The 22430-nt window shown below is 47.7% G+C and carries 17 protein-coding genes; 7 read left to right on the top strand and 10 right to left on the bottom strand.

The window, feature by feature from the left end; all coding sequences use genetic code 11:
* Positions 1-79 precede the first annotated feature (79 nt).
* On the bottom strand, positions 80-2557 hold the full coding sequence (locus NDI35_RS20100) for an ATP-dependent Clp protease ATP-binding subunit (protein ID WP_190733781.1): 2478 nt from the start codon (positions 2555-2557) through the stop codon (positions 80-82).
* Between the two features lie 579 nt (positions 2558-3136).
* Between NDI35_RS20100 and NDI35_RS20095 the strand changes: the two genes are divergently transcribed.
* Complete coding sequence (locus tag NDI35_RS20095) at positions 3137-3325, top strand: cyclic nucleotide-binding domain-containing protein (RefSeq protein WP_333249642.1); 189 nt, start codon at positions 3137-3139, stop codon at positions 3323-3325.
* 99 nt (positions 3326-3424) lie between these two features.
* Here NDI35_RS20095 and rimI read toward each other — a convergent pair whose 3' ends face one another.
* A complete protein-coding gene (gene rimI / locus NDI35_RS20090) occupies positions 3425-4039 on the bottom strand; it encodes a ribosomal protein S18-alanine N-acetyltransferase (protein WP_445314271.1) in 615 nt (204 codons plus the stop codon).
* Positions 4040-4224: 185 nt separating this feature from the next.
* On the opposite strand from rimI, the gene lysA reads away from it, so the two are divergent.
* From lysA to uppS, 3 genes are all read left to right on the top strand, one after another.
* Entirely contained in the window at positions 4225-5643 is a 1419-nt protein-coding gene (gene lysA, locus NDI35_RS20085; RefSeq protein WP_445314270.1) for a diaminopimelate decarboxylase, read from the top strand.
* A 230-nt stretch (positions 5644-5873) separates the two neighbouring features.
* Positions 5874-6767 carry a diadenylate cyclase CdaA gene (gene cdaA, locus NDI35_RS20080; protein ID WP_445314269.1) on the top strand — a complete coding sequence of 298 codons (894 nt, stop codon included), beginning with the start codon at positions 5874-5876 and terminating at the stop codon, positions 6765-6767.
* Between the two features lie 20 nt (positions 6768-6787).
* Positions 6788-7534, top strand: a complete 747-nt coding sequence (uppS, locus tag NDI35_RS20075) for an undecaprenyl pyrophosphate synthase (protein ID WP_445314268.1) — start codon at positions 6788-6790, stop codon at positions 7532-7534.
* Between the two features lie 280 nt (positions 7535-7814).
* Here the strand turns inward: uppS and NDI35_RS20070 are convergent, their stop codons facing one another.
* The 6 genes from NDI35_RS20070 to NDI35_RS20045 all read right to left on the bottom strand — a co-directional run bounded on the left by NDI35_RS20070 (position 7815) and on the right by NDI35_RS20045 (position 13240).
* The gene (locus tag NDI35_RS20070) at positions 7815-8087 is read right to left on the bottom strand and encodes a DUF3143 domain-containing protein (protein WP_333039717.1); all 273 of its coding nucleotides are present in this window, start codon (positions 8085-8087) and stop codon (positions 7815-7817) included.
* A 90-nt stretch (positions 8088-8177) separates the two neighbouring features.
* Positions 8178-8615 (bottom strand): J domain-containing protein, encoded by a 438-nt coding sequence (locus NDI35_RS20065; RefSeq protein WP_445314267.1) that lies wholly within the window; start codon positions 8613-8615, stop codon positions 8178-8180.
* 43 nt (positions 8616-8658) lie between these two features.
* Entirely contained in the window at positions 8659-8829 is a 171-nt protein-coding gene (locus tag NDI35_RS20060; RefSeq protein ID WP_445314266.1) for a hypothetical protein, read from the bottom strand.
* A gap of 45 nt (positions 8830-8874) precedes the next feature.
* Positions 8875-9762 carry an Rpn family recombination-promoting nuclease/putative transposase gene (locus tag NDI35_RS20055; protein WP_445314265.1) on the bottom strand — a complete coding sequence of 296 codons (888 nt, stop codon included), beginning with the start codon at positions 9760-9762 and terminating at the stop codon, positions 8875-8877.
* A gap of 63 nt (positions 9763-9825) precedes the next feature.
* On the bottom strand, positions 9826-11409 hold the full coding sequence (locus tag NDI35_RS20050; RefSeq protein WP_445314264.1) for a chloride channel protein: 1584 nt from the start codon (positions 11407-11409) through the stop codon (positions 9826-9828).
* A gap of 397 nt (positions 11410-11806) precedes the next feature.
* Entirely contained in the window at positions 11807-13240 is a 1434-nt protein-coding gene (locus NDI35_RS20045; protein ID WP_445314263.1) for a hypothetical protein, read from the bottom strand.
* A gap of 73 nt (positions 13241-13313) precedes the next feature.
* Here NDI35_RS20045 and NDI35_RS20040 point away from each other — a divergent pair, with 73 nt between their 5' ends.
* Positions 13314-13928, top strand: a complete 615-nt coding sequence (locus tag NDI35_RS20040) for a pentapeptide repeat-containing protein (RefSeq protein ID WP_445314262.1) — start codon at positions 13314-13316, stop codon at positions 13926-13928.
* Positions 13929-14121: 193 nt separating this feature from the next.
* Here NDI35_RS20040 and NDI35_RS20035 read toward each other — a convergent pair whose 3' ends face one another.
* Complete coding sequence (locus NDI35_RS20035) at positions 14122-14514, bottom strand: hypothetical protein (protein ID WP_445314261.1); 393 nt, start codon at positions 14512-14514, stop codon at positions 14122-14124.
* Positions 14515-14643: 129 nt separating this feature from the next.
* Complete coding sequence (locus tag NDI35_RS20030; protein ID WP_445314260.1) at positions 14644-16011, bottom strand: glycoside hydrolase family protein; 1368 nt, start codon at positions 16009-16011, stop codon at positions 14644-14646.
* A 499-nt stretch (positions 16012-16510) separates the two neighbouring features.
* Between NDI35_RS20030 and NDI35_RS20025 the strand changes: the two genes are divergently transcribed.
* Together NDI35_RS20025 and NDI35_RS20020 are read left to right on the top strand one after the other, a co-directional pair.
* A complete protein-coding gene (locus NDI35_RS20025; protein WP_445314259.1) occupies positions 16511-20014 on the top strand; it encodes a WD40 domain-containing protein in 3504 nt (1167 codons plus the stop codon).
* Positions 20011-22416 carry a carotenoid oxygenase family protein gene (locus NDI35_RS20020; RefSeq protein WP_445314258.1) on the top strand — a complete coding sequence of 802 codons (2406 nt, stop codon included), beginning with the start codon at positions 20011-20013 and terminating at the stop codon, positions 22414-22416. The genes NDI35_RS20025 and NDI35_RS20020 overlap by 4 nt, the downstream gene beginning before the upstream one ends.
* Positions 22417-22430 lie beyond the last annotated feature (14 nt).

Raw genomic sequence — 22430 nt, 5'->3', positions numbered from 1 at the left:
TTATGTGAGGATTTTGAGTTGTTTGCGATTACGAGATTGGTTATTTCCCAACTTAACTCGCGATCGCACTTACTCAAACTTACTCAGCGCCTTGGGGCAGCAATTCCCGCTTTTGACCTTGCAGCACCTTAACAATTCCGTCCTCGCCCACATCCACAACAGCGGTGTCGCCGTCTTTGATGCGGCCAGAAAGGATTTCCTCAGCCAAGCTGTCTTCCAACAAGCGCATGATGGCGCGGCGCAGGGGTCGGGCTCCGTAGCTGGGGTTGTAGCCTTCTTCTACCAGCCGTTCTTTGAATTTTTCGGTCACTTCCAGGGTGATTCCCTGTTCTGTCAAACGACCGAACACTTCTTTGAGCATGATGACCGCGATTTCCTTGACTTCTTCCTTGTTCAACTGGCGGAAGACGATAATTTCGTCGAGTCGGTTGAGGAATTCGGGGCGGAAGTAGTTTTTGAGTTCTTCGTTAACCAAAGAACGAATGCGGTTGTAATTAGCATCGGCTTGGTTGTCGCTGAACTCGAAACCGAGGCCGCCGCCGCCTTTTTCAATCACCTTAGAACCGATGTTGGAGGTCATAATCAGCAGCGTGTTTTTGAAGTCCACGGTGCGACCTTTGGCATCTGTTAAGCGACCGTCTTCCAATATTTGCAGGAGCATATTGAAGACATCGGGGTGGGCTTTTTCGATTTCGTCGAACAGCACGACGGTGTAAGGACGGCGGCGGACTGCTTCTGTGAGTTGGCCGCCTTCGTTGTAGCCGACGTAGCCCGGAGGGGAACCGATGAGTTTGGAGACGGTGTGCCGTTCCATGTACTCCGACATATCCAGCCGAATCATCGCGTCTTCGGAACCGAAGAAGTAGCCGGCTAGGGCTTTGGTAAGTTCGGTTTTGCCGACGCCGGTAGGCCCGGAGAAGATGAAACTGGCGATCGGGCGATTGGGATTTTTCAAGCCAACGCGAGCGCGACGGATGGCGCGGGAAACGGCTTTCACTGCTTCTTCCTGACCGATCAAGCGCTGGTGCAAGGTATCTTCCATGTGCAGCAGCTTTTCGGATTCGGATTCGGTCAGTTTGTTTACCGGTACCCCCGTCCAGCTTGCCACGATTTGAGCAATGTCTTCTTCGGTGACTACTGGCGATGGGTCTGTTTCGCCAGTGCGGGCCGAGTCGGTTTTTTTGGCTTGGGAAATAGCGCGAATTTCGGCTTTGATGGTCATTTCCCGATCGCGCAATTCGCCGGCTTTGTCAAAGTCTTGAGAACGCACCGCTTCGTCTTTATCTTTGAGGACTTGGCGGAGTTCTTTGTCAAGTTCTTTGGCTGCGGGGGGCAGTTGGGAGTTGATCAGGCGAACTCTGGAACCAGCTTCGTCTACCAAGTCAATTGCTTTGTCTGGGAGGAAGCGATCGGATATGTACCGATGTGAGAGTTTGGCTGCGGCTTCGAGGGCCGTGTCCAAGATTTTCAGCTTGTGGTGCTGTTCGTAGCGTTCCCGCAGACCGAAGAGAATCTCGATCGTCTCGTCCACGGTGGGTTCGCCGACCATGACGGGCTGGAAGCGCCGTTCTAGGGCTGCGTCGCGCTCGATGTGCTTGCGGTACTCGTCGAGGGTGGTAGCGCCGATACACTGGAGTTCGCCTCTTGCCAAAGCCGGCTTGAGAATGTTCGCTGCGTCGATCGCGCCTTCAGCCGCACCTGCACCGATCAAAGTGTGTACTTCGTCAATCACCAAAATCACGTTACCCGCCGTGCGGATTTCGTCCATGATTTTTTTGAGGCGTTCTTCAAATTCTCCCCGGTATTTGGTACCGGCAACGAGCAAGCCGATGTCGAGGGTAACGACCCGCTTGTCTTCAAGGATGTCTGGGATGTCGTTGTTAGCGATGCGCTGGGCGAGGCCTTCGGCGATCGCGGTTTTGCCGACTCCGGGTTCCCCGATGAGCACCGGGTTATTTTTGGTGCGGCGACCGAGGATTTGAATTACCCGTTCGATTTCTTTTTGGCGTCCGACTACTGGGTCTAGTTTCCCATCGACTGCCATTTGAGTCAGGTTGGCACCGAATTCATCCAGGGTTGGGGTTTTGGTGCGAGCGCCGCCGCCAGTGGCTGCGACTTCTGCGGTTTCTCCCAGCATCCGAATCACTTGGGTGCGGACTTTCGACAAGTCTACTCCCAGGTTTTCTAAGACTCTGGCCGCTACTCCTTCACCTTCGCGGATCAGACCGAGCAGCAGGTGTTCAGTACCTATATAGTTGTGTCCGAGTTGGCGAGCTTCTTCTAGGGATAGTTCTAGAACCCGCTTGGCGCGGGGGGTGAACGGAATTTCGACTGCTACGAAGCCGGAACCGCGCCCGATAATTTTTTCGACCTCAATCCGAGCGTCTTTCAGGTTGACGCCCATTGATTTGAGGACTTTCGCTGCAACCCCGGTTCCTTCACCGATCAGACCCAGGAGGATCTGTTCTGTCCCTACGAAGTTGTGACCCAGGCGGCGAGCTTCTTCCTGGGCCAACATGATTACTTTTATTGCTTTTTCTGTGAAGCGTTCAAACATGATTTATTCCCATCACCTGCTGCTATGTGCCCGTTTCGAGGTCACGCTCGCACAACGAGCGTTTGTGTTCGAGTGTTAACTCGTACTGCTTATTCTAGCGCGACACTCCCAACCTATCTGCCGCACTCGGCTGCGGTTGCAGATTCCAGGCTCATGTTGCAGGGTGGCTTTCAACTGGGAAGACCCAAATGGTGGCTGACCTACAACCTCCCCTAGACTGCAAGAAGATTGCTCTTCTCGGCCCGTGCCCAACCTACGACTGCGTATTGATGGATTCTAGCATAATCTTTTTGGCTGTCATGTAGGTGCAAAAGTGATAATTCTCGAAGTACAGGCCGGGTTTTGCACAAAACTTATTAGTTAGATGGGCGATCGATCCCCTAAACTCATCCTTAAGCAGCAGCCCATCTCCCCAATATGTTGGTTTGGGATGGCGACAGCGAGCTGGGCTTTCTTCATCTAAAATTTTGCCCCCGATTCGTTGAAGATTTGGGTAGTCTTCATGTTGTCAGTTGTGCGATCGATCCTGCATCAATTAGTGAGGTAATGACTATCTGGCGCGGTGAGTTTTTTGGCTAGATGGCACTGTTTAGTGGAGAACCAAGTCCGGTATCGATCGCCGCCGTTGACGATTTGCAAGTTCTTGTTATCTACTCGGATGCTGTAAATACGATGATTGAACGTCAACCCAGCTTGGGGCGCGAGATAGGTCAAATTATCGAAGCGCGAAGCAAAGCGGTAAATATGGCCGGGCAGGCAGATGTTTAGTCCAATACTGAGGTTGATTCCCTATGAGGATTTTGAACTAACTTGATATGGAGTAACCCATTATTTATCAATGCCAGTTAAATGCACAACAAATTACATTCAAAACTCAAAACTATCGATCGCCAAATGCCAGTTTTTCTGATGCAGCCGATCGCAAATTTGCACTTTCTCAACCGCCAAATATTGCTTAAATTCTGGTTTCTCTAGGCCGCTGCGCCACATTACCAGAGCATCTTCTCCGGTGTCTTCGTAATACCGTTTCCGCCGTCCTGCCTCTTTAAAACCAAATTTTTGGTAAAGAGAAACAGCGGCTAAATTAGAACCCCGCACTTCTAAAGTGGCCCGTTCTAATTGTCTATAGTGAGCCTTTTTTAGTAAATCCCAAAGCAGAGCTTGTCCTAAACCCTGACCTTGAAAGCGAGGATGAATTGCCAAAATTGTAATATGAGCTTCTTCTAAAATTGCCCACAGGCAACCCAAACCGATGAGAGCTGGGGGAATCTGTAGGGGCGGTGCCCCCGTGCCCGCCAGGTTTTGAGCTGATTCACAGTCCCCGGTTTCAGAAGCCCACAAACCCAGTAAATCGCTGTTAGGACTGCCTAACTCGCGCCCATAGCCTTCGATCGTCCACAGTCCGCCAAAACAGAGGCGATCGAGTTCGACTGCACTGTTGAGGTCTTCGGCGGCGAGATGTTTAATTTGTAGAAAACGCACGGCTGTAAATTGTACACTGGAAAACACAGTAGCGATTAGCTGTTTGTTGCTAGTTTTGAGTCATGACTCACAAGTCTCCAGACATTAGTCTACTGCCAACGACCAATGACTGCTGATTAATGACTGCCGACTGCTGACTGCTGATTAATGACTGCTGACTAATAACCTAGGATAGTTATTGCGCGATGGTATCAACTCAATCTTTCGGGGTCGAATCGGGACTTAAGTATCTGTCTGAGTCGAAGCCGGCCCTGCAAAATCGATCGCCCAATCAAGAACTGTTACCGCTGACAGCCAGTGTTAACAGCAGCGATCGGTTGGAAATCGGAGGCTGCGAGGTGACAGCTTTGGTGGAGCAATTTGGCTCGCCGTTGTATATTTTAGACGAAGAAACGCTGCGGGCAGCTTGTACCCAGTACCGGGATGCTTTCGGGCGTTACTATCCGGGCGAATCTCAAGTGCTTTATGCTTCTAAAGCTTGGAGTTGTTTGGCAATTTGCGCGATCGCAGCTTCGGAAGGTTTAGGCATAGATGTCGTATCCGCCGGCGAAATCCACACTGCACTGCAAGCCGGCGTCAGCCGCGACAAAATCTACTTCCACGGTAACAACAAGTCCCGCGAGGAACTGCGGCTAGCTGTCGAAAGCGGCTGCATTACCGTAGCCGACAATTGGCGGGATTTAGAGACTCTAGCAGAGTTGGGAGAATCCGGTGTCAGCAGCCTCACAGGTGAGCCGACACGAGTTATGGTACGGTTTACTCCTGGAATTGAGTGTCACACCCACGAGTACATTCAGACGGGTCAAATCGATAGTAAATTTGGCTTCGATCCCAACTCGCTCGATCGAGTATTTACTTTCATCAGCCAACAGCCGTCGTTATTTTGCGTGGGAGTGCACGCTCACATAGGCTCTCAGATTTTTGAACTGCAACCCCATGACGATTTAGCTGAAGTCATAATTCAGGCCTTGACAAAAGCACAGAGTTATGGTTTGCCAGCAACAGAAATTAATATTGGCGGCGGGTTGGGCATTCGCTATACTGAAGCCGACGATCCTCCCAGCATTGAAGATTGGGCTCGTACAATTTGCTCCGCAGTGGTAGCAGCTTGCGAGCGGCAGCAATTGCCCTTGCCTAAATTGCTTTGCGAACCGGGTCGATCGCTCGTCGGTACAGCCTGCGTCACTGCTTATACCGTTGGCTCTAAAAAAGTCATTCCGTCCATGCGGACTTATTTAGCTGTGGATGGAGGTATGTCCGACAATCCGCGTCCTATTACCTATCAATCAGTTTATCGAGTCCTCGCAGCCGGCAAAATGCGTGATCCCTTAACGGAAACAGTGACAATTGCTGGGAAACACTGCGAGTCAGGCGATGTTCTGATTAAAGATGCCAAATTGCCAGAGTGTCATGCCGGAGATGTCCTCGCGGTTACGGCCACAGGGGCATACAATTACAGTATGGCTTCTAACTACAACCGAGTACCCCGACCGGCAGCGGTTTTAGTGAGAAATGGGGAAGTTAACACGATTATACAGCGGGAAACTTACCAGGATTTGCTGAGGCTTGACCGCCTTCCTGAACGACTCGGAGCTCAAAAGTAAAAACTTAGAAGTTAAAAGTTAAAAGTTAAAAGAAAGACAATCCATGTTTACTTAGTGATGATTGCCTTTTCACTTTTAACTTTTGCCTTGTTCAGTCACACGATTGGATTGACACTTCCCGGTCTAAAAATGCGGGGATTTTCAGCATATTCCTTATAACAACTGTTCATGGTTCATGGGTTCGAGTGCATCACGGTTCGCGGTTCACAGGCGGTAGCGTTCGATGAACCATGAACAATCAACAATCTGGCTTTGACTTGGCCCTGGTTCAGTCCTTATTGATTCAAGGGATCGATATTGGACTGGTTTTTGCCCTTGCGTATTTGGTGCTCGTCATTGTTGGCGAGCGCAGAACGCTGTGGATGGTACGGGGATTTATCATTTTGATGCTGGCGGCGGCGGTGAGCAACTGGGCTGGATTGAGGCTGTTGCACGTTGCCCTCAACAGCTTGGTGACTGGTTCGGCTGTGGCAATGGCGGTAATATTGCAGTCGGAGTTTCGCCGATTTCTGGAACAATTGGGTCGGGGGGAATTTCGCCAATTGTTTGGACGCGATCGCCGACCAAATCCCGAACCGGACAGCGTAATAGATGAAATTGTGGACGCAGTAAAAGAACTTTCGCAAAACCGCACGGGCGCTTTACTAATTATAGAAACAGATTCCCCGATCGACGATCGCGATTTTTCGGTGCCGGGACTAAAGCTAAATGCTGAAGTTTCTAAAGAATTGTTGCAGACAATCTTTCAGCCGCAAACTTTGCTGCACGACGGAGCTGTTTTGATTCGAGGTTCGCGGATCGTGTCGGCGGGGGTAATTTTGCCTTTGTCCGATCGCACTGCGTCGCGGCAGTTGGGAACCCGCCACCGGGCGGCGATGGGGATTACGGAACGGGTGCAAGCTTGCGTGTGCGTGGTAGTCTCGGAGGAAACTGGTTCTATTTCTTTAGCCCAGATGGGAACTTTAAATCGACCTTTGACTAGCAACAAACTTAAGGAATTGCTGGAAGCAAAGCTGTTTCCGTCCGAGGGAGAAAGAGCTGTGGCTCCAATTCCGATCGGCAATCTCGGACGCCAGATAGGATTGAAGGGAGTGACGCTATTAAAACGGATACTGCGCCGTTAGTCGGGTAATCGGGAGAAACCATGAGTCAAGGAATTTGCTTGGAAAAGTTGCCGGAGGATCTGCAACAAGAACTACTGCCTAAGCACATAGCAGTGATTATGGACGGGAACGGGCGCTGGGCTAAGAAGAGGGGGTTGCCGCGGATTGCGGGACACCGCCGAGGAGCTAGCACTCTGAAGGAACTGCTGCGCTGCTGCAAAGATTGGGGGATTCCAGCTTTAACGGCCTATGCTTTTTCGACGGAGAATTGGGGGCGGCCGGCCGGAGAGGTGGATTTTTTAATGAGTTTGTTTGAGGGAAAGTTGCGGCAAGAATTGCGGGAGATGGTGGACGAGGACGTGCAAATTCAATTTATGGGGAATTTGCAGGCTTTGCCGAAGTCTTTGCAGGCGGAAATCGAGCGTTCTGTGACTGCCACTCAGCACAATCAGGGGATTTTGTTTACGGTGGCGACGAATTACGGGGGGCGTCAGGAGATTGTACAAGCTTGTCAGGCGATCGCCACTCAGGTGAAAGAGGGCAAGTTGCAGCCGGAGGAGATTGATGAGGTTTTATTTAAACGCTATTTGTATACTGCTGATGTTTGTGACCCGGATTTGCTGATCCGGACGAGTGGGGAAATGCGGTTGAGCAATTTTCTACTATGGCAAATGGCTTATTCGGAAATTTACATTACTGAGACGCTGTGGCCGGATTTTGATCGATCGGAGTTTCACCGCGCTTTGTCTGATTATCAGAAGCGCAGCCGCCGATTTGGCAAAGTCTAACGATTTTGGATTTGGGATTTTAGATTTTAGATTTTTTGGTTGATTTTTCTGTTTCCAAGTAGGTATCGATTTTGAGGGAGCATCTCCATGAAAGTAAAAAAAGTTTTTACGAGCTGCGAGCGTCCCCGTCGCACTCCCATGTAAATGCTTGCACGCTTGATGCTCCAGATTCTTACCTGGATTCACCATCTAAAATCTAATACCAATTTCACTCATCTCCTGCTCAACATAACGATTTTAGATTGGAGGACAAATCTAAAATCTAAAATCTAAAATCCAATTAGGGGCCGGAGAAAACGGCAGCTTCAATGTCCTGACGTGAGAGCGAGTATTTGAATGCTCGCTGAATGTCTTGGCCGTCGGCTCCGGCATCGATGTAGCGGACGGTGAGTTGGTCAATATCGAGGGAGAGTTCTGCTTTCCATGTAAGTTGCTCGATCTGCCAGCAGTGGAGTTCTCGCCGATCTTGCTGGCAGCCGCGGCTTTTTAGCCACTGCTCGATTTCCGGGAGTGGATGGTTGTACAAAGGAGTGTCAGCGGAAGGAAGAGTCATAGGATTTTAGATTTTAGATTTTAGATTTTAGATTGGGGATTTAGGATTGAGGATTTCCGATTTTAAATTGGAAATTTGGGATTTGAGGCTTTAATTGCCGCGAATTAAGCCGATCGCGATCGCCAGTACCAAACATCCGATTAAGCTAGCTCCCATGATAAACAGAGCGAACATTTCTCCGGGGGAAAGAGGTCGATCCGTGGGATCTAGATAAGCGGAGTTGTAAGTTTTTTTGCCCGATCCCGAAAGCGGAGTATTGAAGCCTGGGGGTGGCCCAATCACGTTCTGGCGAGAATAGCCTATTTTGAGGTCGTAGGCGAGGCGACGTTCTGGGTTGCTGAGGGTGGCGTAGGCGTTGTTGAGCTGCTGAAATTTGGCGGTGGCGACTGCGGGAGGCAGCTTGGTGGTATCGGGATGGTAGAGTTTGCTCAGTTCCCGGTACGATCGCCGAATTTCGATCGCTGAGGCTGAAGGATGCAGCCCTAACAAGCTGTAATGAGTGGAACCCAAGGGGGCTTTTCCTGGCATTTTCTGACTTTGGTTTTGTGCAGTTCCCTCGTTAAGAGTCACCTCAGCGCCTCTGGGCTTGTTGTGAATAGTTTTTGATTATTTTAGCCCAGAGTTGAGGGTAGCGCCACTGTCTGCTCCAGGGGTTGAGGGTGGGCGAGAAAGCGACGGCAAGTAACATGAAACTCAGCACCAAGATATTCATGCCGTCAGCTTCATCGATTTGTGATGCCACTTACCACTATGGCTAGGTCTACTCCCTGTGCCTAATTCCTTTAAACTATGAATCGCCCGATTCCCTAGGGGATAGCTTCGCTTCACGCAAATTTTGCACCTCCTCAACGCTAAGCCCGGTAACTTCGCTGATGGTGGCATTATCTAGCTGTGAAATTAATTGTCGGGCGATCGCCAACTTCTCTTCTCGCTTTCCTTGTTCTATGCCTTGTTCTATGCCTTCCTGAACAGCCTTAATAATCGCCCCCTGTTGGTCATAAATAAACTGTTCTCTTCTGTCCAAATCTTCCACTTCCTCCCGGCTTAACTTGGCTTGATTTGCAATATCAAAAGCTTGATGTATTTCCGGTATCCTATCCATTGTTTCTGGAACCGCTGTCAAACTTCTGGCATTTTTCATGAAATAAATCCATTTATCTGCTAAAGTTTCCAGTTCCTCCTCTCCTTTGGTAAACTTCGGCAACTCTACAAACACTAAATCCAGGTCGTTTTCGGGATACGTAAAGTTTTTCTTTACTTCTTTGTACACAAATCTCGAAATCCATTCTTCGCTGTTAGCAAACATTTCAAAATCCGTAATTGTCAAAGCAATCACTGGCTTCAACAATCGATATCCTTGTGCTGCTTCCAATTGAAAAGCATAAGTCTTTGCTGCATTGTACAAAACTCGCTTGCCAAAAGACTGGACGTTTAGCACTTGCATTTCAATAATTACTAAAGTGCCGTCGCTCAGTTTGGCTTTCACATCCAGATAACTATCTTTTAATCCTTCTAGTTTTGGGGGGAGATTTGGGTTGATAATTTCTAAGTCTTGGATGGTGGAATTGCCTTCATAAATTAAGGCGTTGAGAAAGCTAATTAGAATCTCTTTGCTTTCTGAGGAACCGAAGATTTTTTTGAAGGCATAATCCGTTTTCGGGTTGATAAATATCATGGTTGTCAGATGGGTGCTTTTCGACTATTAGTTTGGTGAGGAAGCAACCGGAATCGAACTCAGTCAGACTGCTGATTTTGTTTCAGGCAAAGGCTTGACATCTTCTGGTAAATGTGCGTGAGCCATAGCCAGCACTGGCTCCTCGATACTGTGTTCGCCGTCGGTGGGGAGCTGGCAAGAAATCAACTCTGTGACGATACGATCGCCCAGAACATCTTCCCAATCTTGCAACTGTTCTCTGGCTTTGATCGGTGTATTGACAGCCACGTCTACGCCCATTTGCTGAAGGTTGAGGCTGTGGGCTGTCGAGCGGCGGTTGACGAACTCCACCAACCAAACGCTCAATCCGACTGCTGCCATCAAAGGCAAGACAATCCGATAATCGCGGGTTAATTCAAACATCAACAGGATGGCTGTCAGCGGTGCTCGGGCGCTGCCGGCGAGCACGGCGGCCATTCCCACCATTGCGTAGGCGGCAGGACCGGCAACTCGATCGCTCATTGCCGGCAGCATTTCCAAAAACAGGCCGTAAGCCGAACCCAGGGAAGCTCCCAAAAACATCGCCGGAGCGAATATACCGCCCACTAAACCGCTGCCGAGGCTGATTGCGGTCATCGCCAGTTTGACAAACAGCAGCAGCAGCAGCAAAGGCAAGGAAAATTTAACATCTTGGAGCATTGCTTGGACTGTTTCGTAGCCGACACCCAAAATTTGAGGAAATTGCAGGGCGACTAAGCCGACGCAGGCCCCGCCGATGATGGGGTGAAGCGGCCGGGGCAGTCGTCCGAGCCAAGCAAATCCGAGGATTTTTCCTTGAAAACAGCGATCGGCCAATTGAATTGCTTCTGTGTAGGCTAGGGAGACTCCGCTCGCCAAAAGTCCCAATCCCATGTACAGAGGTAGTTCTAGGGGGCTGCGGACATCGTAGATGGGCAAAGAAAAGGCCGGCTGAGCTCCCAAGCAGATTTGAGCAATGAGCGCGGAAACTACGGCTGAGAGCAAGACTACGCTGACTGACGAAGTAGCGAAGGTGCTGCCGAGTACGACTTCTAAAGCAAAGAACACTCCGGCGATGGGAGAGTTAAACCCGGCGGATAAGCCTGCAGCAGCTCCGGCGCCCAGGAGCAAGCGCTGCCGTTCTGGGGAGAGCTGCAAGACTTGAGCCAGCAGCATTCCAAAATTAGCGCCGATTTCGACGCTAGGGGCTTCCGGGCCGAGGGATGCGCCGGTGCCGAGAGAAACTGAGGCGGCCACCATTTTGGTGATGGGTTTAAGGGGGGAGAGTTCTTGCAGGCCGCGGGTGGCTGCAATTAAGGAAGACATATTCGGGCCAAAGTCCCGAAACCGCCACCGCATCAGCCCGATGATGACTCCGCCGAGGGTGGGAATGCAGGCTAGCGTCCAAGAGCCTTTCGAGGCGATCGCCCCCATGAAGTCTTCCAGCATCAGGCTGTGGATGAAGTGGATGAGGTAGTGAAAGGTGACGACGCCTGCGCCCGTAACTCCCCCTATGACTAGGGACAGGATGAGCAAGAGGGTTTCTGGGCTTGGGTGCAGGCGGTTGAATAGCGGGCTTAGGCGGGAGGCTTGGGGAGTTGCTGCGGTTGGCCCGGGGGGCGGCAGATCCACAGGAGGGGTGGCTCTCATTTAGCGGTTAATTGTTCGGTGAGAAGTTATATAAATATTACAATTTATTTCTTATTTTCATTTTGAGTGATTTTAGGGGAATTGACAACTTAATTAAGGCCTATTTTAGGGTAAATTTTTTGGGGTGGCCGCTGGGGTGGAATGACTGATTCTGAGGAGCGGCGGATTTGGGGTGATTGTATGCTAAGTTACATTCAAACTTAGATATACTCTGGCGATAATGCTAATTAACTATATTTAGCGTGTTGGCGTTTAGGGCGATCGCATGAGTGAACTTGCAATATCATATAACTCAGTGAAATACAACTTTCCAATTAAAGAATTGGCGATTTGAGATTTTACCTTACAACCACAAATCTCAAATCTCCAATTTTAAATCCCTCGCTAGCGCATACTATCACATCGGTTGTTGAGTGGGCGGGATTCTTGGTCTGGGTTTGGCGATCGACATTAGCGGATCGCCGATGGTGGCGACTTTCCAGGGTGGGGATTCTAGCTGGCGTGCTGCGATTAAAAAGGGGGCCCCTCGCTTGAGGCGATCGACCATTAATTTAGGTGGAATAAATGCCGATAAAAAAGGTTCGTTGACGCTGCCAATATATGCGTAAGCACCATTCTCTAGCCATCTTCCGGCAACGGTGTTTTTGTCATCTGGCGCTGCTGCTGACCAACTGTGGATCATGTGGATTGCTGCGGGAAATTGAAGTTTTGGTAGGTCTTCAACTGAAGCGTCCCCGTTGCCGACTTGGAATGATTTTGGATAGCCTTTGGAATTCATTAATATTAAGTCAAATGTCCACGGTTTTGAGGCTAAACTCCGCCACTTTTCCAGGCTGGATTCTGGTTTCTGCACTACTTCGACATTTAAACCTATGGTTTTTAGTCCGCTAGCTGCTTCCTCCATTTCATATTTTCCCCAATTTCCTTCCTTGGGGTAACTGTCATAAAGCATGGCGGTTTCGGTATCGAGAAATATGGCACACATGGCTTGATAGATCGATCGTACTTCGGAGCCGTAAATCCAGCCGACAGCCGCCCAGCGTTCGCCGTTGGGGTGTCGTCCCAAACCGTCGGTAACAGCTAGTTGTTCGTCGGGTTTTTCAGGAGATTGATATTTGACTGCTAGTTGGCGTACAATAGTGATTGTGTCGATCGGGTCTGCGAGTTGAGAATAAAAAAATCCGGTTGACTCGACAGCTTTTGTAACTGCTAGTTGCAGATTTTTCCACTGTGTGTTATTGAGGGTATCGTTGGGTTTCCCGAAGTTGTCTTCTAGAAATACTAAAGGTTGCCCGTGAGCGGCTGCTAAGGCAACTGCTGCTGAGCGTGCGGGGTCATTTTCTGATGTGATTACTACTCCTGGGGGTTCCCAGCCGAGTTGCGTCCATTTTGCTTTTAAGGTTTGAGTATCGGTGGCATTCCAGGCGGCTGCTGCGCTGTTGAGCATTAACTGTTGGAGTTTTTGATTTTTTGGCCGTTGCGGTTTGATGCTTGGCAAACGGACTATTTCTTCGGGTTGAAAGCGCTGCAAAAACATGGGCGCATATTTTTTGTCTTCGATGAGAATAGGCCAGTTTCCTTTGAGATTCCATTTTTGGATTGCTGCTAAGAATGTGGCTTCGTCGGGTACTAGAACTATGCGGTTGACTGTCGGTATGTTGTCGCGGAGGATGCCTGCTCGGAGGCCTGTTTGAATTGGCCAGGGTTCTTGTTTGGCTGAGGCGGGAAGTTGAAAGGGTTTTGTGAAAATGCGATCGCACCCGATACCGATTGTTGCTAGGATGGAGATAAGGGTGATCGCGAGTAATTTAAATTTTAACTGTTTTTTCATTGGGGCAGGGGAAGGAAGGAACTAGGTTATAAATACGAACAATTATCGAAATATTTTTAGGGGCTGCAAGCGGATGTTGCGAGGCGCGGGACACAGGAAGATTGTAAGTGCGATCGGGCTGGCAACTTTTAGTATTATTGCCTTAGCAACTACAGGTTTAATAATTGTCGCAGCGAACCGTTCGTCAGTCAAGCATCAAGTCCGGCAATTGCTGACAGCGAGGGAATGTCAAGGTTGCAATCTTTCCGGGGCGAATTTGAGCGAAGCTTTTCTGGAAGGCGTCAATTTAGAAAAAGCCAACCTAAAAGATGCCAATTTGTGGAGCGCGCATTTGGTAAACGCTAACTTGAAACAGGCAAATTTGGCTGGGGTTTACCTGATAAGCAGCAATTTGGCAGGGGCCAATTTGGAGGAAAGCAATCTAGAAAATGCGTTTTTAGAGGATGCTTATTTGGGAGGGAGTAATTTAAAAAAGGCTAACTTAAAAGGTGCTTTTATGAAAGGTAGTTTTCTGGTAAATGCTGACTTGGAGGGTGCTAATTTGGAGGGTGCTAATCTGTGGATGGCTAATCTGGAAAGTGCTAATTTGAAGGGTGCTAATCTGAGAAATGCTTGGCTGTTGGATACTAATTTGGCAGGGGCGAATTTAAAGGGTGCGGTGATGCCTGATGGTACGCCGCATGAATGAAAGTCAGTTGATAGTTGACAAGAAAGCTGTCAGGAGTGATCAGTCAGGGGAAAGGGCGATTCCCTACCATTCGGGATAGCTTCGCACGCGCGTAGTTGCAACCTTCTTAATTCAAAGAATCAAGCAACTCGATCGCCCTTTCGGTGAGAAAAGCCACTGCGATCGCTCAAATGTAAAGTTTTACTTGTAAGTATCATTTTTGTTGCGCGTCGGATGTAGATGGCATTTTAATTACTAAATCTCCTATCATCAGTTCTGCTTCTATAAAAGCTTGGGTTAAATCTTTAACAGAACTTTCACCTTCACGAAATCTAATTGTTTCGGCTTTTAAGTGTCTTTGAGCTTGACGAAATCCATTACCTTTTCGTCCAACACCTGTCGTCTCAAGGATAGCCACTGAAGCTGCGCTTAGTCCAGCCAAAATTTTTGTCCTGAAACTTCCTAGTTCGTCGATAAAGGTAGCAACAATTATTGATGAGAGTACCGAAGTTACTCCTAAAATTACAGAAATAGAGTGCAATATTACGGCAGATCGATGCCATCTATTGGTTTGACTCTCCATTTTTTCAAGCATTTCTTGTGTCATACACTTAACTATTTATTCACTTGTTGTTGTCGGATCGAGAGGAAAGAGCGATCGCACCTGCATCCTTCATCTCGCGTTATGTGTTGATTAAAGTTAGGATAGATGAAACTCTACCCTAACCAACAATATCTACAATCCCCAGTCCACAACTAACAGGCGCGGATCGTACTTGCGGAGCAATTCCACAAGTTTTTTCAAATCATCAATTGTAGTAGCACACACGCAGCCTTCACTACCCGGACTTATACCACTTTGAATCCAGTTCCAATCTGCATGAAAGCCGAAGGCATCTCGACAACCAATCTCATTTAGCCGACAACTTTCATAACGCTCTTTCGATTTAACAAGAGGTACCCATACAGGTCCGAGTCCATTTCCATTTATCGGGTGTGCAGCGTGGTAATTGTCTTTGCCACCTGCCCAATCGATATCCGAAATGTAGTAATTGTCTTGTGGAATAGGTGCCAGATTGCCCGGTTGACTTTCCGGATCGTCCCACATTAAAAAGTTCTGAGCCCTCGCTAAACCAGAAATAACTTTTAATGAATCAACAACTACATTCCCTTGAGGATTTACGAAGTCGAGTTTGCACAATTTAAGTCCTTCGTAGGCTTCTCCTCGCGTGCGTGTGAGACGGCAGTATACACCCCCATCTATTCCAGATGAATTGACAGATATCTCTTCGCGCGCGCGTCTGAGAGCATTCTCGATAGCCCTCCTCGTTTCTGGACCTACCTTTCCATCAACTCGGCTGAGAACTTCGCGGGTTTGAAAAAGCTTGACTGCACTATCAGTAATGTCAGTAAATTCGTTAGGTTGAGAACCCAAACGCAGAAATTTGAGTCCCGCTAGAGCGCAGTTGAGAATGTAACAATCTTCTCCAACAAGTCCTTTCTCCAGGGTACGATCGAACAGTAACGGTAGGGGAGCAGGTTTATAAGGCAATATTCGCTTCGGCGATTGAGCCAAATCTGCTGGCTTTATCACAAAGCCTATTGCTAGATCTAAACCTAAAAAACCATCGCGCCGAAATAAAGTTTCTTCGTCGTTTCGACGATTGACCAATCCCTGCAGAGGTCTTTTTGTGCCATTATCTTCACCATGTACCCAACGATCGAACTCCTTAGCTGCTCCTTCATAATTGCCTTTGTTGAGCTCTCGCAATAGAGTTGACTGGCCGAATGCGCCAATGCCAATGTTGTAAGCGAAGGAAACCAAGGCATCAAACATAGACTGTTTGAGTTTAAATTTGCACAAGCGATCAACATCTTCTGCTTTTTCTGCAATCTCAGTTTGCAACCATCGCTCTGCTTTTTCTCGGGTAATAATATCACCATCTAAAATCGGTCTATTGAGTTCCAAATGTTCGCTCGAACCATAACCAATTGTCCAAATCCCAACAGGGTCTAGGTATGCTTGAATCCGTCCGTCAGGAAGCTCTTTATGGAGTCCTTCCCACTTTTTAATAATTGCAAAGCATTCGTTAGAAGGTTTCATGTTTTTACTTTAGTTTCACAATTTTGAATTAGGTTTAACTTTGAAGTGAATTTATGGTAACTATCTCCAAAGTTGAGGGAATTAAACAAACACAATTTCAGGAATTTGCATCAATGTGTTTTCACCCCGTATGAGTTCTAGGGCTATCAGTCGGATAAGGGCGTGGTGTATGGTCGCCTATGCGATAAGCCAATGCCTTTTGACTGTTGATTACGATCGATCCTGCTATAAGCGTGGTAGAAGTACCCAAAACGAGAGCTGCAAACATGAGCGCAAGAAACCGTTTCATAAAATTTGTTCTCCTGGATGGGAAGTTTTTGAAGCTTTACAGGGAGTTAGAAATCTATTTTCAACCCCTTGTAATTCGCCTAGGTGATTGGTATCAGTGGCGATAATCTAATGAAACAGGAGTGCTGACTGAGTTCAAGACTGAGAATGACTGAGTTAGGCTGACTTTTGAGCAATTTCATCTAAAATGTGACTAGATTAAAAATTTGATATGCCACGATCGCTCAAAGTTCGCCCGGATTGCATAGGATTGGTCAAGTCATCGGTTAGGCGCAACGGCTTTCTCAGCCAGCAAGCGCTAGCCGAGGAGCTTGGTTTAGCTCGTTCTACCGTTGTCAATTTTTTGACGGGAAAACCAGTCGATCGCGCAGTTTTTGAAGAAATCTGTCTGAGGCTATCCGTAGACAGTCAAGCGATCGCCGAGATGGATTTTGATGCTTCAGCAACCGTTAGCCCGCAGCCAAGTAGAGATGCTGTTAAAAGATCTAGAGACTTAAGAGGTGCGCCCGATATCTCCGTTTTCTTCGGCAGAGAACGGGAGTTAGAAACGCTAACACAGTGGGTACTTCAGGAAGAGTGCAAGCTAGTTGCGGTGTTTGGGGTGGGAGGAATTGGCAAGACAACTTTGTCCGTCAAATTAACCAGCCAGATCGAAGAAAGCTTCGATCGCGTAATCTGGCGATCGCTGCGAAATGCCCCGCCCTTAGACGATCTCCTGGTCGATTTGATTCAGTTTCTCAGTCCCACCCCTATTGCTAAATTACCTGAAACATTGGACGGGCAAATTTTAAACCTACTGGACTGCTTGCAGCAGCGGTGTTTATTAGTTCTAGACAACTGCGAGACAATCCTTCTTGAAGGAACTCAAGCAGGAGAGTATAGAAGTGGGTATGAAAGCTACGGATCGCTACTGAAATGTATTGGAGAAACACAGCATCAAAGTTGTGCGATCCTGACTAGCCGAGAAAAGCCTGCTGAGTTAGTTCAGCTAGAAGGACCCAAATCTCCCGTGCGATCGCTGCGGCTTAACGGTTTAAGTCAAGTAGAAGGATATAGAGTTTTTGAAGTCAAAGGCTACTCTGGTTCAGCAGCCGAATTAAGTCCCCTGATTGGACGGTACGGAGGCAATCCATTGGCACTGAACGTTATTGCCACAACCCTTCAGGAATTTTTTGATGGCAATGTTGCTGAATTACTCAGACAAGAAATCCTTCTCTTTGGAGATATCTGGAAACTGTTGAGCGAGCAGTTCGATCGCTTGACCGATTTAGAAAAACAGATCGTGTATTGGTTGGCGGTTGAACGCGATTGGACACCGCTAGGCGATCTGCGCGAAAACCTTTTCCCGACAGCGATCGCCCGAGAGCTACTGGAAGCACTAGATTCACTGCAACGTCGTTCTCTAATTGAAAAACGATCGGGCTATTTCACCCTGCAACCCGTAGTGATGGAATATGTCACGAATCAACTGCTAGAACGAGTGTTTCAAGAAATTAAAACAGGTCGGTTCTCTCTGCTTAATACAGTTGCTTTAATCAAAGCTCAGGCGAAGGATTTTATCAGAGAATCGCAAACACGATTGATTCTTGACCCCCTCATTAAAGAACTACAAAAATATTTCAGAACCGAAGCATCTCTGCGCCAGCGATTGGATACTTTGTTACAAGTGGTACGGCGCGAAGACGAACTGAAACTCGGCTACGCAGCAGGAAACTTGCTCAATCTCTATCGTTCTCTCAACTTGAACCTTTCGGGATATGACTTTTCTAACTTAGTGATTCGCCAAGCTTTTTTGCAAGAAATTGAGTTGCACGATGTCAACTTTTCGCACTCTGAGTTCATCGATTCGCCATTTAATCAAACCTTCGGTGGCATCCTTTCCATCCAGTTCAGCCCTGACGGGCAAACATTAGCTACAAGCAGCACGAATTGCGAAATTCAAATATGGCAAGTCACAGATAGGCAGCATCTTCTGACATTGCAAGGTCACACAAACTGGGTGCGAAATATTGCGTTCGATCGAACAGGTGAACTACTCGCTAGCGCCAGCGATGATGGCACAGTGAAAATTTGGGATTTACAAAAAGGAATCTGTCAGCGTACTCTTCGCGGACATGGCGATGGCGCCTACGGCGTTACGTTTAGTGCTGACGGACAAGTTATTGCTAGCAGCAGCGCAGATTGCTCCATTCGATTGTGGAATGTTACTGATGGAACCTATCTGGGCATTTTGGAAGGACATGGCGCCCCTGTCATCGCTGCTAATTTCAGTCCCTGCGGCAGTCTTCTGGCGAGTGGAAGTTTTGACAAAACGATTCGCATTTGGGATTTTAAAACACGGCAACGTTTGCATATTCTAACCGAACATAGCAACTGCGTAACGGGCTTAAACTTTAGCCCTGACGGACAGTGGTTAGCCAGCCCGAGTTTCGATCGCACCATCCGCATCTGGCGCGTTTCCGATTGGCAATGCGTCAGAGTTCTAGAGGGGCATACGAATTGGGTTTGGGGGATGAATTGGAGTCCTGACGGACAATTACTTGTAAGCTTTAGTGCAGACTGTACTGCAAAAATTTGGGATGTTACTGCAGGTGAGTGCTTGCGTTCTTTAGGCGGGCATCAGATCCAGGTTTGGAGGGCAGTCTTTAGTCCCGATGGAGAAATCATAGTTACGGGCAGCGAGGATCAAACGATCGCATTTTGGGAGATTAAAACTGGGCATCGATTAACAACAATAACAGGGTACTCCAATTGGGTACGGCCTTTGTCCCTCAGTTCAGATGGTCAGTTTTTTGCTACTGGACATAAAGACAAAACATTGCGGATTTGGAATTGTGTCGATCGCCAATGCTTTCAGGAATTGAAAGCCCATGCAACCGGCATTGCATCGCTAGCTTTTCATGCCAATAACGAGTTACTCGCCAGTGGCGGACAGGATGCGATTGTTAAAGTTTGGAACTGGCGGCAGCAGAAATGTGTAGCTGTCTTGAAAGGGCATCGAGATGAAGTCTGGGGACTGGCGTTCAGTCCGGGTGGAGAAATTCTCGCTAGCAGCAGTTTCGATCGCACCATTAAACTGTGGCGGTGGCACGATCGAACTTGTTTTGCTACTTTAACCGGGCATCGCGATCGCATCCCCGCACTTGCTTTTCATCCCAGCGGCAGCACGCTTGCCAGCGGCAGCGATGACTCCACAATTAAGTTTTGGAATGTTTCCACAGGAGAATGCTGCGCCACCCTAACGGGACATAACGGACGAGTGGGATCGCTTTCCTTTAACCCAAAAGGCGATCGACTTGTTAGCGCTAGCCTCGATCGAACGCTGAAAATTTGGGATGTTCAAACCGGAAGATGCCTGCAAACGCTGCAAGGACATCAAGGATGGGTGTTGAGTGCCGTGTTTTTCTCCGACAATCAAACCGTTGCCAGCGCTAGTTCCGATCAATTTATTAAAGTTTGGAACAGTCAAACAGGAGAATGCTTAAAAACTTTGGAAGGGCATACCAATTGGATCTGGACGGTTGCAGTTAGTCCTGACACTCGCCAATTAATTAGTACCAGTGAAGATGAATCCATCCGGATTTGGGATTTGCCAACTGAAAATTGTTTGGCAGTGCTAAAACCCAAACGTCCCTATGAAGGAATGCAAATCACTGGCATCAAGGGTTTGACTTTAGCACAAGAAGCAACCTTGAGAGAACTCGGAGCATTATGAAGCCACAACAAGCACGATTCATTGGCGAACCTTGCAGGAAAAACTTTATACCTCGATCTGCAATTAAAGCAAATCGAGATGAAATTACAGATTTGGCGTTGTTCGTTCGAGAGTATGTCAGGAACGATCGAGAAGAATGGGAACTGGCTGCTGAGGGAGATGCAGTTAAAATGCCTGCGGGATTGCACGGTTATGTTTTCGTTGTAGGTGCTTTGTTTCAAGCTGAAGATCGACCTCAAGAAAATGGCACAGCAGTATTCACGGGCGATGGCATGATGTATCGTTTGGGCTTTGAGCGCGATCGAGCAATTCTCAAAACCCGAATTGCCAAAACGCCCTGCTACTACGCCGATCTTGCCCTTACTCCAGCCAGCGATCGCGCCCTCTGGCAGCCTGAAACTGCATTTTCCAAAAAGTATGGTCTCTGGTCTTACTTTGCAGCTTTTCGGAATGGAGGACCCAGCCGGTTTAGCTTCCTTTTGGGAGGTAGGAATCAACTCAATACCGCATTTCTGCGAGTTAACGATCGCTTAATTGTCACGATCGATGCAGGTCGTCCCTATGAAATCGATCCTGATTCGTTAGAACTGATTGCCCCCATTGGATCGACCGATCGGTGGATAGGCATCTTGCCAATTGTTTCTCAACTTATTTCTTCAGTATTTGGCAGCTATCCGTTTGACGTATACATTAATTCCGCCCATCCTGTTGTTGACTTCACCCAAACAGATAGAACCGCAGAACCTGAAGTTGGTATCTTTATGACTAACTACTCAACAGGATACAACGGGCTATATCGAAAACCCATTAATTGGATATTTGACCAACTCAATCGATTTCTTAAAAGTGGAGCGAATGCTAACGAACAGTTCGGACGATTCACTGATTTAATTTACTACCGCTTTCCGAGTGAAGGCTCGAAGTCAGATGATGAAGTAGATTTATATAACGATCGATCTGGAAAATCTAAAGAACCCAGCTTCAAGCGCTGGCGTTTAGTTCTTGCAGATGGTCCGCAAAAAGGTCAACCTGCGATCGTCGAACAGTCTCTGCATCAAATTGCCATTACAGAACGTTTCATTATTCTTGCTGATATTGCATTCAAGATGGAGTTTTCTCAAATCTTTTCACCTTTCTTTTTGGGATTCCTAAAAAGAAAATTTTTCCAACAATTATGGGCGCTAGGCGCAGGTCTTCGCGCAAAAATTCTCCGAGATATTCTGCCTTTACCTCAAGGAATTTTGTATGTTGTCAAGCGGGAAGATTTAGAAAATTCTCCCTATTTTGTTTGTGGGGATAAAAGCGCAGATAAACAAGAGGGAAATCAGCCACCTTCACCTCTACCCGCAAAGCAAATCATTTTGCCCTACGAGATTTCCCATTTTGCTGCTGATTACAGCAATCCCGATGGAAAAATTACCCTTCATGTCGGGCATCCCAACGGTTGGGATGTAACTCAGTGGATTACAAAGTACGATCGTTCCGTTCCAGGAAAACCCTGTCTTCGCTCCGATTTAGAAGGAATACAGGTTGGTACGACCGACCTGGGAGCCTTAGCGAAGTATGTCATTGATGGCAACAACGGTGAAATTGAAACAATGCAAGTTCTTCGGGATACTGAAGCAACGTGGTCTCCTTCAATTTATACCCATAGCGAACTTTGCCGGGATGATATTAATAACTCAGAAACGCAAGTTAAAAACATCTACTGGATTACTTGGGGATTCAGTTGGGAGTTAGTTCCACAGCAGATTTATGATGCTTATAAATCAAGAGAATATAGAGCGATTCCGATCGAGAATCTTCCCAATCGAGATAAGCCCCTGACTTTACTGCGAATCGATACTAAAACAATGAGTATTGCAGATGCCTTCCAGTTTCCATCAGGATATTTTGCCTCCTCACCTCAATTCGTTCCTAGTTCTGAACCATTAAACGGGAACGATCCATCCACACACGGCTTCATCGTTTGTACTGTTCTATCCGACGATCCAAATAACGAGACCCAAGCTTGTGATGAATTTTGGGTATTTCATGCCGACAGCTTTCAAAAACCCATTTATCGTTTAAGTGCTCCCCCCGATCCAAAGCCACTCAACTTGGCACTAACGCTACATACAACCTGGATGAAGGAGATTCGTAGCGTTCGCCAACGAGAACGGTATGCCGATCGCAGCGTTCGCCAACATCTACGCAGAAAATCCGTTCGCAAAGACTACACATCTCGTTTGGAGAAAGCTAACAGCATTGTTTGTGAGTTATTCAACGACATTGTTTATGGTTATTTTGTTGAGCAAATTGAAGAACTAGAAGCAACAGAGCTTTTGCAACAAAAAGACTATAAGATTAACGCTTTATCGAGCGTCCAGGATATTATATCAAATCCGGTGTCACCGGAATGATTAAACCCCAGAGT

The sequence above is a fragment of the Microcoleus vaginatus FACHB-2002 genome (assembly GCF_040004035.1).
In the GTDB taxonomy this organism is placed as follows: Bacteria; Cyanobacteriota; Cyanobacteriia; order Cyanobacteriales; family Microcoleaceae; genus Microcoleus; species Microcoleus vaginatus_C.
The sequence above is the reverse complement of the archived record's forward strand: the minus strand, read 5'-3'. Positions and strand labels throughout refer to the sequence as shown.

Bases quoted from the DNA above. Each gene is read 5' to 3' on its own strand.
- lysA (WP_445314270.1), top strand. From the start codon at position 4,225: ATGGTATCAACTCAATCTTTCGGGGTCGAATCGGGACTTAAGTATCTG.
- NDI35_RS20065 (WP_445314267.1), bottom strand. From the start codon at position 8,615: ATGCCAGGAAAAGCCCCCTTGGGTTCCACTCATTACAGCTTGTTAGGG.
- NDI35_RS20055 (WP_445314265.1), bottom strand. From the start codon at position 9,762: ATGATATTTATCAACCCGAAAACGGATTATGCCTTCAAAAAAATCTTC.
- NDI35_RS20045 (WP_445314263.1), bottom strand. From the start codon at position 13,240: ATGAAAAAACAGTTAAAATTTAAATTACTCGCGATCACCCTTATCTCC.
- cdaA (WP_445314269.1), top strand. From the start codon at position 5,874: ATGAACAATCAACAATCTGGCTTTGACTTGGCCCTGGTTCAGTCCTTA.
- NDI35_RS20025 (WP_445314259.1), top strand. From the start codon at position 16,511: ATGCCACGATCGCTCAAAGTTCGCCCGGATTGCATAGGATTGGTCAAG.
- NDI35_RS20030 (WP_445314260.1), bottom strand. From the start codon at position 16,011: ATGAAACCTTCTAACGAATGCTTTGCAATTATTAAAAAGTGGGAAGGA.
- NDI35_RS20020 (WP_445314258.1), top strand. From the start codon at position 20,011: ATGAAGCCACAACAAGCACGATTCATTGGCGAACCTTGCAGGAAAAAC.
- NDI35_RS20095 (WP_333249642.1), top strand. From the start codon at position 3,137: ATGGCACTGTTTAGTGGAGAACCAAGTCCGGTATCGATCGCCGCCGTT.
- NDI35_RS20100 (WP_190733781.1), bottom strand. From the start codon at position 2,557: ATGTTTGAACGCTTCACAGAAAAAGCAATAAAAGTAATCATGTTGGCC.
- uppS (WP_445314268.1), top strand. From the start codon at position 6,788: ATGAGTCAAGGAATTTGCTTGGAAAAGTTGCCGGAGGATCTGCAACAA.
- NDI35_RS20035 (WP_445314261.1), bottom strand. From the start codon at position 14,514: ATGACACAAGAAATGCTTGAAAAAATGGAGAGTCAAACCAATAGATGG.
- NDI35_RS20050 (WP_445314264.1), bottom strand. From the start codon at position 11,409: ATGAGAGCCACCCCTCCTGTGGATCTGCCGCCCCCCGGGCCAACCGCA.
- NDI35_RS20070 (WP_333039717.1), bottom strand. From the start codon at position 8,087: ATGACTCTTCCTTCCGCTGACACTCCTTTGTACAACCATCCACTCCCG.
- NDI35_RS20040 (WP_445314262.1), top strand. From the start codon at position 13,314: ATGTTGCGAGGCGCGGGACACAGGAAGATTGTAAGTGCGATCGGGCTG.